The 14,639-nt window shown below is 58.6% G+C and carries 21 protein-coding genes; 9 read left to right on the top strand and 12 right to left on the bottom strand.

What is annotated here, in order from left to right:
- Positions 1-54 precede the first annotated feature (54 nt).
- The 6 genes from AC2TEL_RS17455 to folK all read right to left on the bottom strand — a co-directional run bounded on the left by AC2TEL_RS17455 (position 55) and on the right by folK (position 5,305).
- Positions 55-678 carry a LysE family translocator gene (locus tag AC2TEL_RS17455; RefSeq protein WP_480905687.1) on the bottom strand — a complete coding sequence of 208 codons (624 nt, stop codon included), beginning with the start codon at positions 676-678 and terminating at the stop codon, positions 55-57.
- Positions 675-1,421 carry a pyridoxine 5'-phosphate synthase gene (locus AC2TEL_RS17450; RefSeq protein ID WP_480905685.1) on the bottom strand — a complete coding sequence of 249 codons (747 nt, stop codon included), beginning with the start codon at positions 1,419-1,421 and terminating at the stop codon, positions 675-677. The genes AC2TEL_RS17455 and AC2TEL_RS17450 overlap by 4 nt, the downstream gene beginning before the upstream one ends.
- Positions 1,414-2,112 (bottom strand): DUF2062 domain-containing protein, encoded by a 699-nt coding sequence (locus tag AC2TEL_RS17445; RefSeq protein ID WP_480842814.1) that lies wholly within the window; start codon positions 2,110-2,112, stop codon positions 1,414-1,416. Before AC2TEL_RS17445 ends, AC2TEL_RS17450 begins: the two co-directional genes overlap by 8 nt.
- Before the next feature lie 16 nt (positions 2,113-2,128).
- A complete protein-coding gene (locus tag AC2TEL_RS17440; protein ID WP_480842816.1) occupies positions 2,129-4,261 on the bottom strand; it encodes a RelA/SpoT family protein in 2,133 nt (710 codons plus the stop codon).
- Between the two features lie 26 nt (positions 4,262-4,287).
- The gene (rpoZ, locus tag AC2TEL_RS17435) at positions 4,288-4,641 is read right to left on the bottom strand and encodes a DNA-directed RNA polymerase subunit omega (protein WP_155142277.1); all 354 of its coding nucleotides are present in this window, start codon (positions 4,639-4,641) and stop codon (positions 4,288-4,290) included.
- A 94-nt stretch (positions 4,642-4,735) separates the two neighbouring features.
- Positions 4,736-5,305 (bottom strand): 2-amino-4-hydroxy-6-hydroxymethyldihydropteridine diphosphokinase, encoded by a 570-nt coding sequence (gene folK / locus AC2TEL_RS17430; protein WP_480905683.1) that lies wholly within the window; start codon positions 5,303-5,305, stop codon positions 4,736-4,738.
- Positions 5,306-5,443: 138 nt separating this feature from the next.
- Between folK and AC2TEL_RS17425 the strand changes: the two genes are divergently transcribed.
- The 7 genes from AC2TEL_RS17425 to AC2TEL_RS17395 all read left to right on the top strand — a co-directional run bounded on the left by AC2TEL_RS17425 (position 5,444) and on the right by AC2TEL_RS17395 (position 9,798).
- Positions 5,444-6,019, top strand: a complete 576-nt coding sequence (locus tag AC2TEL_RS17425; RefSeq protein ID WP_424832641.1) for a LabA-like NYN domain-containing protein — start codon at positions 5,444-5,446, stop codon at positions 6,017-6,019.
- 188 nt (positions 6,020-6,207) lie between these two features.
- Positions 6,208-7,158 carry a 4-hydroxy-3-methylbut-2-enyl diphosphate reductase gene (ispH, locus tag AC2TEL_RS17420; RefSeq protein WP_480842820.1) on the top strand — a complete coding sequence of 317 codons (951 nt, stop codon included), beginning with the start codon at positions 6,208-6,210 and terminating at the stop codon, positions 7,156-7,158.
- A complete protein-coding gene (locus AC2TEL_RS17415) occupies positions 7,155-7,607 on the top strand; it encodes a DUF3429 domain-containing protein (RefSeq protein ID WP_480862553.1) in 453 nt (150 codons plus the stop codon). The genes ispH and AC2TEL_RS17415 overlap by 4 nt, the downstream gene beginning before the upstream one ends.
- A complete protein-coding gene (locus AC2TEL_RS17410) occupies positions 7,604-8,197 on the top strand; it encodes a class I SAM-dependent methyltransferase (protein WP_480862551.1) in 594 nt (197 codons plus the stop codon). Before AC2TEL_RS17415 ends, AC2TEL_RS17410 begins: the two co-directional genes overlap by 4 nt.
- Positions 8,190-8,657 (top strand): ribonuclease HI, encoded by a 468-nt coding sequence (rnhA, locus tag AC2TEL_RS17405; RefSeq protein WP_480862549.1) that lies wholly within the window; start codon positions 8,190-8,192, stop codon positions 8,655-8,657. Before AC2TEL_RS17410 ends, rnhA begins: the two co-directional genes overlap by 8 nt.
- The gene (locus AC2TEL_RS17400; RefSeq protein ID WP_480905679.1) at positions 8,654-9,277 is read left to right on the top strand and encodes a trimeric intracellular cation channel family protein; all 624 of its coding nucleotides are present in this window, start codon (positions 8,654-8,656) and stop codon (positions 9,275-9,277) included. Before rnhA ends, AC2TEL_RS17400 begins: the two co-directional genes overlap by 4 nt.
- Positions 9,278-9,426: 149 nt before the next feature.
- The gene (locus AC2TEL_RS17395; protein ID WP_480905677.1) at positions 9,427-9,798 is read left to right on the top strand and encodes a YybH family protein; all 372 of its coding nucleotides are present in this window, start codon (positions 9,427-9,429) and stop codon (positions 9,796-9,798) included.
- A 67-nt stretch (positions 9,799-9,865) separates the two neighbouring features.
- Here the strand turns inward: AC2TEL_RS17395 and AC2TEL_RS17390 are convergent, their stop codons facing one another.
- Genes AC2TEL_RS17390 through def (AC2TEL_RS17370) form a run of 5 tightly spaced genes read right to left on the bottom strand, consistent with a single transcriptional unit; the run spans position 9,866 to position 12,293 of the window.
- Positions 9,866-10,102: a GlsB/YeaQ/YmgE family stress response membrane protein gene (locus AC2TEL_RS17390; protein WP_480842830.1), complete on the bottom strand. Its 237-nt coding sequence runs from the start codon at positions 10,100-10,102 to the stop codon at positions 9,866-9,868.
- 1 nt (position 10,103) lies between these two features.
- Positions 10,104-10,340, bottom strand: a complete 237-nt coding sequence (locus tag AC2TEL_RS17385) for a hypothetical protein (RefSeq protein WP_480842832.1) — start codon at positions 10,338-10,340, stop codon at positions 10,104-10,106.
- A 6-nt stretch (positions 10,341-10,346) separates the two neighbouring features.
- A complete protein-coding gene (fmt, locus tag AC2TEL_RS17380; protein WP_480842834.1) occupies positions 10,347-11,261 on the bottom strand; it encodes a methionyl-tRNA formyltransferase in 915 nt (304 codons plus the stop codon).
- A gap of 22 nt (positions 11,262-11,283) precedes the next feature.
- A complete protein-coding gene (def, locus tag AC2TEL_RS17375; RefSeq protein ID WP_480905674.1) occupies positions 11,284-11,778 on the bottom strand; it encodes a peptide deformylase in 495 nt (164 codons plus the stop codon).
- A complete protein-coding gene (gene def, locus AC2TEL_RS17370) occupies positions 11,775-12,293 on the bottom strand; it encodes a peptide deformylase (RefSeq protein ID WP_480905671.1) in 519 nt (172 codons plus the stop codon). Before def (AC2TEL_RS17370) ends, def (AC2TEL_RS17375) begins: the two co-directional genes overlap by 4 nt.
- Positions 12,294-12,387: 94 nt before the next feature.
- Here def (AC2TEL_RS17370) and AC2TEL_RS17365 point away from each other — a divergent pair, with 94 nt between their 5' ends.
- Entirely contained in the window at positions 12,388-13,560 is a 1,173-nt protein-coding gene (locus tag AC2TEL_RS17365) for a MalY/PatB family protein (protein ID WP_480905668.1), read from the top strand.
- A gap of 3 nt (positions 13,561-13,563) precedes the next feature.
- A complete protein-coding gene (locus AC2TEL_RS17360; RefSeq protein WP_480842842.1) occupies positions 13,564-14,091 on the top strand; it encodes a L,D-transpeptidase family protein in 528 nt (175 codons plus the stop codon).
- On the opposite strand, the gene AC2TEL_RS17355 is transcribed toward AC2TEL_RS17360, so the two are convergent.
- Entirely contained in the window at positions 14,088-14,441 is a 354-nt protein-coding gene (locus tag AC2TEL_RS17355; protein WP_480862547.1) for a hypothetical protein, read from the bottom strand. The two genes, AC2TEL_RS17360 and AC2TEL_RS17355, sit on opposite strands and share 4 nt — an antisense overlap.
- Between the last annotated feature and the right edge of the window lie 198 nt (positions 14,442-14,639).

The following is a 14,639-nucleotide window of genomic DNA, read 5'->3' as shown; positions in this document are numbered from 1 at the left end:
AGCATTTCCTCCATTCCGATCGGCGACGAAGAAGCGGGTTTCATGTCATGCACATCATGACAACCGCACCGTCAGTATCTTGTAGCTCGCCAATCCAAAGAACCCGGCAAAGGCGAGATCAAACCAGCGGCGGGCGCGGCGATAGACGCTTACCATACGCTCGGACGAAAACAGGAATGCGTAACCGATAAAGATCAGCAGGGATCCGGCATAGAGCAGGCCGAAATAGCCAAGCAGCATCGACAGGCTGGCGTCGTTCGGCGCAACGATGGCGTAAATTGAACCCCAGCTGAGGATCGCCTTCGGGTTGGTCAGGTGAATGGCTGCGCCCTTGGCGAATATCGTACCGGCGGAACCTGTAGCCGGCCTGCCCAGCGCGACCTCATCAGAAGTCATTGCCCGGCGAAGCGCTTTGAACGCCAGCCAGCCCAGATAGGCCACACCAACATATCGGATCACTTCGAACACCCAGACATTAGCCAGCATGATGGCCGACAATCCCAAGGCGGCGGCGATACCCCAGGCGGCCGACCCTGCACAAATACCCAGTGCGAAAGTCAATCCGGCTCGACGGCCCTCGTTCATCGCGGTTCCGGCAATACCCATCGTCGCAGGTCCGGGCGAGCCCCCGGCCATCAGCCAGGCAATCCAGATGGCAATGAAACCGGGTGTGATCATGCCCGCGCCTCGTCCATCAACCGGCGCATCTCGGTGATGGCCGGGGTCAGACCCAGAAAGATCGCTTCGCCGATCAGAAAGTGGCCGATGTTCAGCTCTTTCACCTCGGGGAAGGCCGCAACGGGCTTTACGGTCTCATAGGTCAGGCCGTGACCGGCGTGAACCTCAAGACCCAGCGAGTGGGCAAAGCCCGACATCTCGCGCAGCGCTTCCAGTTCCCGCGCGGCTTCTTCCAATTTGCCTTCGGCATAGGCGTCACAATAGGCGCCCGTGTGAAGCTCGATCACCTCGGCCCCGATACGATGGGCGGCCTCGATCTGGCGCTGGTCGGCGGCGATGAAGATCGACACGCGGCAGCCGACATCGCGCAGGGGCGCAATGAAATGGGCCAGCTTGTTTTCTTCTCGCGCGACTTCAAGCCCGCCTTCGGTCGTGCGTTCCTCGCGCTTTTCCGGCACGATGCAAACGGCATGCGGTTTGTGGCGCAGGGCAATCTCTTGCATTTCTGGAGTTGCGGCCATTTCAAAGTTCAGAGGCACGGTAAGCACCTCCATCAGACCATCGATATCTGCGTCCGAGATGTGGCGGCGGTCTTCGCGCAGGTGCGCGGTGATGCCGTCAGCACCGGCTTCTTCGGCGAGTTTGGCGGCACGCAACGGATCTGGATAATCCCCGCCACGTGCGTTACGCACGGTGGCTACGTGATCGATATTCACACCAAGTCGCAGGTGGCGGTCAGACATCATTCGAATCCTTATTTGGCCCTTCGGCCGAGCCTAGTGGGTTTGTCGCAGGAACGGCAGCCTCTGCCTGCGCCAAACGTTTGATTTGCTCAAATTTTGCCTTGATCCTGGCGCGACGGCGCTGCTGGTACGTTCGGATCAATGGCAGGCTGAGATATGCGCAGATCACCCCGGCCACGATACCCGGAACGATCCCGCCGATCATGTAGGGAAAAAACACCTCATGATAAAACACCTCGAGCCCGCGCCAGTCCGCAACACGGTCGCTGAAGATCGCCAGGAAATTGTTCTTCAGATCACCCAGTGCATCGGCGAATTTTCCCATCAACCCATGGGTGTCGCCCTTTTCAAAGTTGGTCCCTAAAAGGAAATGACCGGTCTGCAAGCAGATTACCCCTATGGGCACATAGGTCAGCGGATTGCCGAAGAATGTGCCGCTGAGCGCAGCCAGGATATTGCCGTTGATCAACCGGGCCAGCACGGCGGCAACAACAAAATGCATGCCGTAAAACGGGGTGAACGCAGCAAATACGCCTGCACCAATGCCCCGCGCGATCCGTTCAGGGGAATCTGGCAGTCGCCGAACCCGATGTTTGACGTAGTGAAAAGCGCGGGTCCAGCCGCCACGCGGATACACGAATTCCGAAGCGATCTGGACAGGCGAGCGTCGATCTCGGCGCTTGAAAACCACTCCTGATCACCCTTTCTCAGCCTGCCGCCACTGCGGCTTTCGTCCGATCCCGATACCGTTCCACCGCAGCCACATCGCTTTCCGCCTCAAGCATCAGCATCAGGGAATGCAACTGCTCCAGATCTCGCAGTTCGACGCTGATCAGCAGGCGGTAAAAGTCCGGTTTGCGGTCAACAAACTCAAGATTCGAGATATTGGCCTTTTTCTCACCGATCAATGTGCAAATACGCCCCAGGACACCCGCGTCGTTGCCAATGGTCAGGTCCAGCGTAGCACCGTAGATGGCCGGGTGCGTGCCCGAGTGCCAATGCAGATCGACCCAGCGATCCGGCTCGCTTTCGAATTCCGTAAGCCGGTCACAATCGATGGCGTGTACGACCACGCCTTTGCCGCGATAGGTGATCCCGACGATGCGTTCGCCCGGCAGGGGCTGACAACAGGGTGCGCGGTCAAACTTCTGCCCCGGTTCCAGACCGATCACCGCGCGACGCATGGGGATCGCGTCCCCATCATCCTGTGTCAGTTCAGGATAAACCGCGCTGACCACATCGTGCGCTGTCAGTTCTGCGCTGCCAAGTCGCGCCAGCAACTCATCACGATCCTTGAGGCGCAGGTGTTTGGCAGCCGTTTCCAATGCCTTGTCGGTTGCCTTGCGGCCAACATGTTCAAATCCCGACCGGGCAAGCTCCTTACCCAGTTTGATGAAACGCTCTCGGTCTACTTCACGCAGAGCACGGCGAATGGCTGTCCTGGCCTTGCCTGTAACGGCGATCTCAAGCCAAGTAACCTGAGGCGTCTGGCCGTCAGCGGTGATGATGTCCACGGATTGTCCGTTCTTGATCCGCGTCCACAAAGGCACGCGAATACCGTCCACCTTGGCCCCGACACATGCATGACCGATACGCGTGTGGATGGCGTAAGCAAAGTCGATCGGCGTTGCCCCCCGCGGCAGTTTCACCACGTCGCCCTTTGGCGTAAAGCAGAACACCTGGTCCGAATACATCTCCAGCTTGACCGCTTCGAGGAAGTCTTCGTGATCATCCTCGCTGTCGAATTGCTCTGTCAGGTTCGCAATCCACTTGGCCGGATCGACCGCAAATGGGTTCTCCGAGCGCACACCGTCACGATAGGACCAGTGCGCCGCAACACCGGTTTCGGCCACATCGTGCATCTGGCGGGTGCGGATCTGCACCTCGACCCGTTTGCCGTCACGCCCCGATACCGTGGTATGGATCGAGCGATAACCATTCGATTTCGGCTGGCTGATATAGTCCTTGAAGCGACCCGGCACCGCGCGCCACCGCTGATGGATGGCACCAAGGGTGCGATAACAATCCTCTTCAGATCCGGTAATGATGCGGAAACCATAGATGTCCGACAGGCGCGAGAAGCCCTGGTCCTTCTCCTGCATCTTGCGCCAGATCGAATAAGGCTTCTTAGCGCGGCCAAAGACCTCAGCCTCAATCCCGGCCTTATCCAGTTCGTGACGCATGTCGCCGGTGATCCGATGGATCACGTCGCCAGTTTCCCGTTGCAGAGTGATGAAGCGGCGAATGATCGACTGGCGGCCTTCGGGGTTCAGAACGCGGAAAGCAAGGTCCTCCAGTTCTTCCCGCATCCATTGCATACCCATTCGGCCCGCAAGCGGCGCGTAGATGTCCATCGTTTCCCGCGCCTTCACGACCTGTTTTTCGGGCCGCATCGCCTTGATCGTGCGCATATTGTGCAGACGGTCGGCAAGCTTGACCAGAATGACCCGCAGATCCTTTGACATGGCCATGAACAGCTTGCGGAAGTTCTCGGCCTGTTTGGTTTCACGGCTGGACAGCTGCAGATTGGTCAGCTTGGTTACGCCATCGACCAGCTTGGCGACCTCTTCCCCGAACAGTTCGGAGATTTTGCCGTAGCTGGCTTTGGTGTCTTCAATCGTGTCGTGAAGAAGGGCCGTAATGATCGTTGCATCGTCCAGACGTTGTTCGGTCAGGATCGCAGCTACGGCAACCGGATGGCTGAAATACGGTTCGCCGGAATGGCGGAACTGCCCATCGTGCATCTGCTGGCCGAACTCATAGGCTTTTGCGATGCGCTCGGCATTTGTCTTTGGGTTGTAGTTGCGGACCAGCGCAATCAGGTCGTCAGCAGATATCATCCGGTCCGCACCTTCGTGTTTGGGGATTACCCCTGGCCTTGAGCCTCCATCAGAGCGCGCAGGAGCTTTTCTTCCGACATATCGTCATCGGCAGGCTTGTCCGACTCCGCACCCATCAGCAGCGCCATCTGATCTTCTTCCGGCTCATCAACCTCGATCTGGGTCTGGTTGGCCTCGATCAGGCGTTCGCGCAGTTCGTCCGCGCTCTGGGTTTCGTCGGCAATTTCGCGCAGCGACACGACGGGATTCTTGTCGTTGTCGCGGTCCACGGTGATCGCCGCACCGGCGGAAATCTCGCGCGCCCGGTGGGCGGCAAGCATCACCAGTTCGAACCGGTTCGGAACCTTGTCTACACAATCTTCGACCGTAACGCGGGCCATGAGGCGCTCTCCGTAAATGAATCCGTGGCAAGAAGGGGTTTATCTAAGCGTGATTCCCCGCCTTGACAAGCAGGAAATGCCGCAAATGCAAGGATCACAGCGGCGTCACCGAGGCGACATCCTTAGGCGGCAGTGCTGCCAGCATCTCTGTGACTGTCTTCCCCAACACAGGATGCAGCCAGTCGGGCGCAACATCGGCCATCGGAACCAAAACAAACGCCCGGTCCTGCAGACGCGGATGCGGCAGGACCAATTGATCCGGTGCCTGCTGCATCTGGTCTTCGTTGGAAAGCGTTCGCCAACGATTGTATTCCGTGCGGTCAGGTAACACGCGATCTTCCCAGCACACCAGATCAAGATCCAGCGTCCGCATCCCCCAACGCTGAACCCGAGCCCGGCCGAATTCATGCTCGATTTCATGCAGCACCTGCAGTACAGCCTGCGGCGTCAAATCCGTTTCAATCATGGCCGCAGAATTGACGTAATCCGGTCCCGCCCCTGCGGGAAAACAGGGCGTGGCAAAGAACCTGCTGGCCGCGCGAATCACCAGACCAGCCTTATCCATGGCGCCCAAAGCCTGCTCTAGTGTCACCTTGGGCCCTTGATGTCTCAAACTGAGATTTGCCCCCAGAGCCACGATGGCTTTTGACTGAGTTTTTGCCATTATTACCCCTATATTCAGCGCAGAGAATACTTGCGATTAAGCCCAAAAGACCTATTTTAGGCTTACCATTGTGCCGACCATTTTTTTCTCACTCACGGAATCACACGGCGCGATGGTTTATACCGGAAGGACCTATTTATGTTTTATAAGGACGAACGGCTAGCGCTGTTCATCGATGGCTCGAATCTTTACGCAGCCGCAAAAGCACTGGGGTTTGACATAGACTACAAGTTGCTGCGGCAGGAATTCATGCGCAGAGGTAAACTGCTTAGAGCTTTCTATTACACCGCGCTACTGGAAAATGACGAATACTCCCCTATCCGCCCACTGGTAGACTGGTTGCACTACAACGGTTTCACCATGGTGACAAAACCGGCCAAGGAATACACTGACGCGATGGGGCGTCGGAAGGTCAAAGGCAACATGGACATCGAACTGACCGTTGATGCCATGGAACTGGCGCCACGGGTCGACCATATTGTGCTGTTCTCGGGCGATGGGGATTTTCGCCCGCTGATCGCCAGCCTGCAACGTCAGGGCGTGCGTGTTTCGGTCGTTTCGACCATCCGCAGCCAACCGCCGATGATCTCGGACGAGTTGCGCCGCCAGGCCGACAACTTCATCGAACTGGAGGATCTGCGCGACGTGATCGGCCGTCCTCCGCGCGAGATGCCGTCCGAACCGCGCAGCGTCGCAGCCGCCGGCGGGCTCTGAGCCCACGACAGCTCACCTTGGGGGTAAAAAAGCACGGTCAGGATTGTTCATCCTGGCCGCGCTACTTTAACTATGGGTTCGTACTCAAACATCAATTTGATAGCAGTGATTCATGTCAGGTAAATGACGCGTTGCTGTCTGGACCATGGCAATGAAAAGACTTACCTGTCTCTCAAGGAGACAGATGTATGACCAAGCCGCCACTGACACTTTACCTTGCAGCCCCGCGCGGGTTTTGCGCCGGCGTGGACCGCGCAATCAAGATCGTGGAGATGGCCTTGCAGAAATGGGGCCCGCCTGTCTATGTGCGCCATGAGATCGTGCACAACAAATTCGTAGTCGACGGGCTGCGTGCAAAAGGGGCCGTGTTCGTCGAGGAGCTGGACGAATGTCCCGACGACCGTCCGGTGATCTTCTCCGCCCATGGCGTTCCGAAATCTGTGCCGGCGACGGCCGCAAAACGCCAAATGATTTATGTCGATGCCACCTGCCCGCTGGTGTCGAAGGTCCATGTCGAAGCCCAGCGTCACGCGGATGCGGGTTTGCAGATGATCATGATCGGGCACAAAGGACATCCCGAAACAGTCGGCACCATGGGGCAACTGCCCGAAGGCGAGGTTCTGCTGGTCGAAACCGTCGAAGACGTGGCCGCGGTGCAGGTGCGCGATCCCGGAAAGCTGGCCTTCGTCACCCAGACCACCTTGTCCGTGGATGACACCAAAGACATCATCACAGCGCTCGAGAAACGGTTTCCGGCCATTGTCGGGCCGCATAAGGAAGACATCTGCTACGCCACGACCAATCGGCAGGAGGCCGTCAAGGCGGTTGCCCCAAAGTCGGACGCCCTGTTGGTGGTCGGTGCGCCGAACTCGTCCAACTCGCGCCGACTTGTCGAGGTCGCATCGCGCGCCGGGTGCAACTATGCGCAGTTGGTGCAGCGTGCCACGGAAATCGATTGGCGCGCGCTGGAAGGGATCTCAAGCGTCGCCATCACCGCAGGCGCTTCGGCCCCGGAAGTTCTGGTCGACGAAGTCATCGACGCCTTCCGCGCCCATTATGACGTCACAGTCGAACTGGTGGAAACTGCCGTCGAAAATGTCGAGTTCAAGGTGCCCCGCGTCCTGAGAGAACCCGCATGAATGGCGTGCCACGGGCACCGCTTTTTCTCGGGCTGGCAGGTCTGATCCCGTTTTTCTGGGGCGCCCTGACCTATTTGAACACTGACTTGCAGGCGTGGGGAACACGATCCCTGGGGCCACGGTTTGTTGGGCCTTATGTCCAGCTGTTTTACGGAGCCGTGATCCTCAGCTTTATGGCCGGTATTCTATGGGGTTTTGCGACCAAAACCTCGGGCAGCAAGGCCGCGACGTGCTATACCCTGTCGGTTCTCCCTGCTTTGTGGGCGTTCTTCATGACCGGCGGAGGACCTGTCAGCGCGGGCATCAACCTGATCGTTGGGTTTGTCGGTCTCCTCCTGTTGGACGCCGTGTTCTGGTACTGGCGGCTGGCTCCGCGCTGGTGGTTGAAACTGCGCCTCCTGCTGACTTCAATTGTGGTTCTGTGTCTTTCGGTCGGGGTATATCTATGAGTGATCGTGACACCATTTCCGTCTATGACGCGCAGGCGAGCCGCTACTCCGATCTGACGGATGCGGACAATACCGGCGACCCACAGCTGACCCGCTTTATCGAAGCCCTGAGCGTCGGCGGTCGCGTGCTGGATCTGGGATGCGGCCCCGGTGCATCGGCGGCAGTGATGGCGCAGGCAGGGCTGAAAGTTGATGCCGTCGATGCCTCGGCCGAGATGGTTCGGCTGGCGTCGGCTCATGCTTGCGTCACCGCCTGGCAGGCCACATTCTCGAACCTGAATGCCGTCGCCAAATACGACGGTATCTGGGCCAATTTCAGCCTTTTGCACGCCCCGCGCGCCAGTTTTGCAACCCACCTTGCAGCGATCCGTCGGGCGCTGAAACCCGGCGGACAATTCTATATCGCGATGAAACTGGGACAAGGCGAAGGGCCGGACCGGCTCGGGCGCTACTACAGCTATTACAGCGAGGACGAGTTGAAGACCTATATGCAAGAGGCGGGCTTTACCGTAACCGACCGGCGCTTGGGCAGCGGAACCGGGCTGGATGGATCAGTGTCGGACTGGATCGGATTGGCAAGCCATGCCTGAGCTGTTCGCCTATACTGATGGTGCCTGTTCCGGCAACCCCGGCCCCGGAGGCTGGGGCGTGCTGCTGCGCGCGATGGATGGAGGTTCCGTTCTGAAAGAGCGCGAGTTGAATGGCGGCGAGGCCGAGACAACAAACAACCGGATGGAACTTCTTGCCGCCATCAGTGCGCTCGAGACGCTGGACCGCCCGTCAAAAATCACCATCGTGACCGACAGCGCCTATGTAAAAAACGGGGTGACGGGCTGGATTTTCGGCTGGAAGCGGAACGGCTGGAAAACCTCGAACAAGAAACCGGTGAAAAATGTTGACCTGTGGCAGCGCCTGGACGAAGCGCAGACGCGGCATGACGTGACCTGGGAATGGGTCAAAGGTCATGCAGGCCACCCGGAAAACGAAAAGGCCGACGAATTGGCCCGTGCAGGTATGGCGCCCTTCAAACCGAACAAGGCCAAGACGTGAGCGGTCTTGCGCTGCTGGACTACGCCTCGGTTCTGGTCTTTGCACTGACGGGCGCGCTGGTGGCAAGCCGGGCGCAGCTGGATCTGGTCGGCTTCGCCTTTATCGCCTGCTTGACAGCCGTTGGCGGCGGCACGGTGCGAGACCTTTTTCTGGACAGGCACCCGGTCTTCTGGGTCGGGCAGCCCTATTACATCCTGATTGCCGTCGGTGCGGCGGTATTGGTGTTCTTTACCGCGCATCTGGTCGAAAGCCGCTATAGATGGCTGATTTGGTTGGACAGTTTCGCCCTGTCTATCGCCGCCGCCGCCGGTACAGGCGTTGCACTTGCCCTGGATCAGTCCGGTGTGATCGTTGTTTTGATGGGTATCAGCACCGGCTGTTTGGGTGGTCTGATGCGCGACGTGGTCTGCAACGAGGTGCCTCTGGTTCTCAAACAGGGGGAACTGTACGTGTCCTGCGCCTTTGCAGGCGCAATGGCCGCTGTTCTGGTGGCCCGCCTCGGGTTGGAAGAGTTGGTGGCACTGACAGCCTGTGCACTGATCTGTTGGGCGCTTCGAGCGGGATCACTGCTATTTGGCTGGCAACTGCCCGTTTACAAAAGCCGCCCGCCACGCAGTTGAGCTGCTGAAGCCTGTATTCGCCGCTATCCGATATTTGCGCTTGCGGACTTGCTGTCGACGCAACCAGTGCCGGTTGGTTTGGCAAAACGCCGGGTTGTGGCACGATACAGCAATAGTTTCACGGATTCGATTGCCACCGGGAGAAGCCCATGGATATGAAAAAGATGCTGGAGGACTTCGACGCAGCCTATAACGAGGCGTTTAACAGGGGTGATGCTGAAGGGTGCGCGGAATTCTTCACCGATGACATCATGCTGATGCCGCCTGACGAGCCCATGACCCGCGGCAAAGCAGCGTTCCTGGAAACGTACAGGTCGCGAATAAAGGAAAACACCGGCGGCACCCACACCAATGAACTGATCGACTACGGTGTGGAAGGCGACATGGCCTATCAGGTTGGAACATATGCCATTGCTGATACGGACCCACCGGAGCAGGGCAAGTTTGTTAACATCCTGCAGCGCCAAACTGATGGCGCCTGGAAGGTCAAGATTTCCATCTTCAACAGCGACTTACCCTAAGATCGCACCCCGACCTGCTTGGAAGGTTCACAATTGCTGGCGGCAACGCACAGATTGCTTCGCAGTTTTAGCGCCGCAGATAGGTCTGCCAGATCCAGATAACCAGCAGTGCACCCAGAACCGCCCCGACAAAGCCTGACAGCCAGCCCATTATCGCCAACAGGGCGCGTAGCAGGAGGCCGCCGATTAGGGCTCCGATGATGCCGATCAGCATTGTCGTTGGAATGTCAGCCTCGATCCGCATCAGACGGGTCGCCAGAAACCCGGCAGCAGCACCGATGACGATCAGGGCGACGACAGGCATGTCATTTTCTCCAATGGGTCGGGACGATGATCAGCGCGCCGATGGAAGACAGTATCGCATCCAGTCCGGGCGGGCCAAAACTGATGCCGAACATGATACGGGCGAAATAGAACAGGAACGCACCACCAACGCAAATGATGATCGATTGCAGGTACCCGTTGTGAGTAAATCCCGTCTTTTCGGACACATAGCCCACAATCCCGGCAATCACGACGGTGCCCATCAGGATCATGAACATAAAGGCCTACTCCGATGACAGGCGAGCGCCGGCCACTATGGGCCACCCCCGCAAGAATGTTTCCCTATCCTGTGCGCCTTTGCCCGCTCTTTGCAAGCGCAGCAGTTCGACCGCGCCGTCGCCGCACGCTACGCGCAATTGGTCGTCAAGCACTTCACCTGGTACGCCCTGCCCTTCGGCCAGACGCGAAGCCAGCAGCTTCACGCGTTCTCCGTTCAACTCGGTCCATGCGCCGGGAAAGGGCGACAGGCCGCGGATCTGACGATCGACCTCTGCCGCCGGTCGGGTCCAGTCGATGCGCGCCTCGGATTTGTCGATCTTGGCGGCATAGGTCACGCCATCCTCAGGCTGTGGCTCGGGCGTCAGCTCGGGCAGGCGATTCAGTGCTTCAACGATCAGTTTCGCACCCATCGACGAAAGACGGTCGTGCAATTGTGCCGTGGTTTCCAGCGGCTCAATATTTGTAGCCCTGCGCAGCAGCACCGGTCCGGTATCCAGCCCGGCCTCCATCTGCATGATGCAGATGCCGGTTTCCGCATCTCCCGACATGATCGCGCGATGGATCGGAGCGGCTCCGCGCCAGCGCGGCAAAAGGCTGGCATGAATGTTCAGACAGCCACGCGTCGGAGCATGCAGGATTGGTTGCGGCAATATTAGGCCATACGCAACGACAACCGCAACATCCGCATTCAGGGCTTTGAACGCCGACTGTTCCTCTGCCGATTTCAATGAAACCGGGTGACGCACAACCAACCCAAGCGCATCGGCCCTTGCGTGGACCGGTGTTGGGCGATCCTTCTTGCCCCGTCCGGCCGGGCGCGGCGGCTGGCAGTAAACGGCAGCGATCTCGTGCCCCGCGTCGACCAACGCGTCAAGGACCGGGACCGAGAATTCGGGCGTACCCATGAAAACTATTCGCATCCGTCCCTCCGAAGAATGGGGTTTACCCCATCTTTTTGGCCTTGCGCAGCAGCATGTCGCGTTTGACCTTGCTGAGCCGGTCGAAATACATCTTTCCGTTCAGATGGTCGATCTGATGCTGTACGCTGGTGGCTTCGATGCCGACAAAATCGCGTCGGTCGACCATTCCCTTTTCGTTCAGAAATTTGACCGTCACGGCGCGCGGACGCTTCAACTTGGCTGACACACCGGGCAGATTCGGGCTGGCTTCTTCATGCTCGCGCAGCTCGATCGAGCTATGCAGGATTTCCGGGTTCGCAAGCCGCACCACCCGCCCCCGTTCGGCCGACCCGTCGACAACGGCCATCCGCAACATCACACCGATCTGCGGTGCCGCCAGTCCGACGCCCGGCATTGCCTCCATCGTGTCGATCATGTCGTCCCAGATGGCCCGGACCTCATCCGTGATTTCGGCCACGTCATCGGCTTTGCTCCGCAGGCGCTTGTCTGGCCACGGCAGGCACGTGCGAATGGTCATGCGCGGGCTCGTTCGCGTTTCAGCTTCTGCATCTTGCGCGTGATCATCTGACGTTTGAGCGGTTTGAGGTAGTCGATGAACAGTTTTCCATTCAGGTGATCAATCTCATGCTGCACGCAAGTCGCCCAAAGGCCGTCGAACACCTCTTGCCGCGCATCGCCGTTCTGATCCATCCAGGCGACTTCGACCACTTTGGGGCGGGTGACTTCGGCATATTGTTCCGGAATCGACAGGCAGCCTTCCTCATAGACGCTGGTTTCATCCGAGGCCGAAATGACTTCGGGATTGAACATGATCAGCGGGCGGGGCGCTTCGCCTTCCTCTTTGACGCAATCAATCACGATTAACCGGTCCAGCACGCCAACCTGGGGTGCCGCCAAGCCTATTCCGGGCGCGTCATACATCGTCTCCAGCATGTCGTCGGCCAGCTTGCGCAGATCATCGGTGATGTCGGCCACCGGCGCGCAGACCTTTTTCAGGCGGGGATCGGGGTGGATCAGGATATTGCGTTTCATGAGGCTGATTTAGGCCATCACGCCCGCCGCCGCAACGCCCCCCTTGCACCTGCGCAAATTGCGGTTAGCTTTCGCCGGGACAGATGGAGCAGACATGACTTTCAACGACCTGATCGACCGCCGGGGAACCAACAGTTCAAAATGGGACAAGATGGAAAAGCTGTACGGCGTTTCGTCCGAGGACGGGCTGGCCATGTGGACAGCGGATTCCGATTACCCGACAGCCCCTTGCGTGATCGAAGCGGTGCGAAAGGCGGCTGAACACGGGGTGTTCGGGTATTCCTGGATGCATCCCGACTATCTGGCAGCCGTACAGTGGTGGATGAAGAACCGCCACGGCTGGGAGATCGAAACCGACTGGATCCTGACCACTCAGGGCCTGGGCAATGCGATTGCGCTGTGTCTGGACCTCTGGACCGAGCCCGGTGACGGTGTCGTCATTTTCTCGCCCGTTTATCATGAATTCGCCCACAAGATTAACAAGGCCGGGCGCAAAGTTGTGGAATGCCCGCTGGTTCGCGATGGCGACAGCTATGGCGTTGATCTGGACGATGCTCAATCACGACTGGACGGGTCGGAAAAACTGCTTCTCTGGTGCTCACCACAGAATCCCTCGGGGCGGGTATGGACTCCGGATGAGCTGCGCGCCGTGGCCGCTTTTGCCGAACGAAACGGGCTGCTTCTGGTATCGGACGAAGTTCATCATGATCTGGTTTATCCTGACCGGAAATTCGTGCCCATGAACGTGGCCGCGCCCGAAATGCATGCCCGGACGGTGGTGCTGACCGCTGCGTCCAAGACTTTCAATGTTGCCGGGCAGCGCACCGGCAACATGATCATACCGGATGCCAATCTGCGAGCCGAAATGCGGCACCGGTTGTACACGTTGGATTATGATCCCGGCGCATTGGGCATCGCCATGATCACCGCAGCGTACAGCCCTGAAGGGGCGGAATGGGTTGACGCACAGATCGCGCATCTGACCGAGAACCGGCGTTTGTTTGATGACACCATCGCGGAAATCCCGGGGCTGTGGTCCATGCCGTTGCAGGCAACTTATCTGGCCTGGGTCGACTTTTCAGGCACGGGTATGGATCACGACGAGTTCGTGCGCCGACTGCGGGAAGACGCGAAGATAGCAACCTCGTCAGGCCCGGGCTTCGGGACCGGAGGCGAAACCTTCGAGCGGTTCAACCTGGCGACGCAACGTGCGCGGGTCGAAGATGCTTGCGCCCGTCTGAAACACGCCTTCAGCGACCTGCAGTAAGCCGTGCGCCGCCTGGTCATAGCATTTCTTCTGGTGATCGTGGCAGGCGGGGCTTGGGTCGGTTGGCATCGCTATGGCCTGCGCCCCGGCACGCCGCCCTTGGCGCCAAAGGCTGATCGAGTCGACTATATTCTGATCGAGAAATCGGCGCGGCGCCTGACGGCTTCATTAAACGGAATCACCGTGATTGAAGCCGACATCGCGCTGGGTTTCGCGCCTGAAGGCGACAAAGTCATGGAAGGTGATGGCAAAACACCCGAAGGCGTTTTCACCATAAACCGCCGCAATCCTGAAAGCGCTTTTCATCTGTCACTCGGGCTTGATTATCCGCAGCCAGAGGACGTCGCTCGGGCAAAACAGCAAGGTATCAGTCCCGGCGGAGATATTTTCATTCACGGGCAACCCAACGGGGTCACCGGTTTAACTCTGCCGGGCGACTGGACCGCAGGATGTATCGCCGTTTCGAACAAGAAAATGGCGCAGCTATGGCGCTTGACAGCCAATGGCACAATGGTGGAAATCCGGCCTTAGTCGTCTTTCCCCAGCAACGCGATGGGCGCATCCGGCGCGCGGTAGAAATCCAGCGGTGCCTTGTCGGCAGCGGCGGTATTGCGTTTGAATTCGTATCGCATCTCTCCTGCCTCTTCCTCATCCGCGATGATCAGGCATTGGTAGAGGTGGTTGGCTCCGTCGTAGATATCCACCAGCCCGCGCAAGCGGGGCGTCGTTGCCGCCTCGACCGAGAATCCATCTTTCCACAATGACAAGATTTTGAAGGTTTTGTTTCCCATTTCGCCCCGCAAGCGGCTGGCTTTCTTAAGGGAAACGATTCGCGCGGCATCCAGTTCGGCGCGCATTTCCTTTGAAACATAGGTACTCATACTAAAATTCCTTTCTGGATACTCTTTATTGTGGGCCCTGTAGTGTAAAAATCCAGTGAACTTGGTCACTTCGCCCAAACATGTGGCGGGCTGTGGCCCGATCCTCTCAACGTGGATTGTGCGTCGGCGCAGGCCGTCTGCGCGTCGGTCAGAATAGGCAGGAGCTTTGTACTGCCCTAGCTTGTAGGATGACTGAAA

The organism is Ruegeria sp. HKCCD9138 (genome assembly GCF_057220975.1).
The sequence above is the reverse complement of the archived record's forward strand: the minus strand, read 5'-3'. Positions and strand labels throughout refer to the sequence as shown.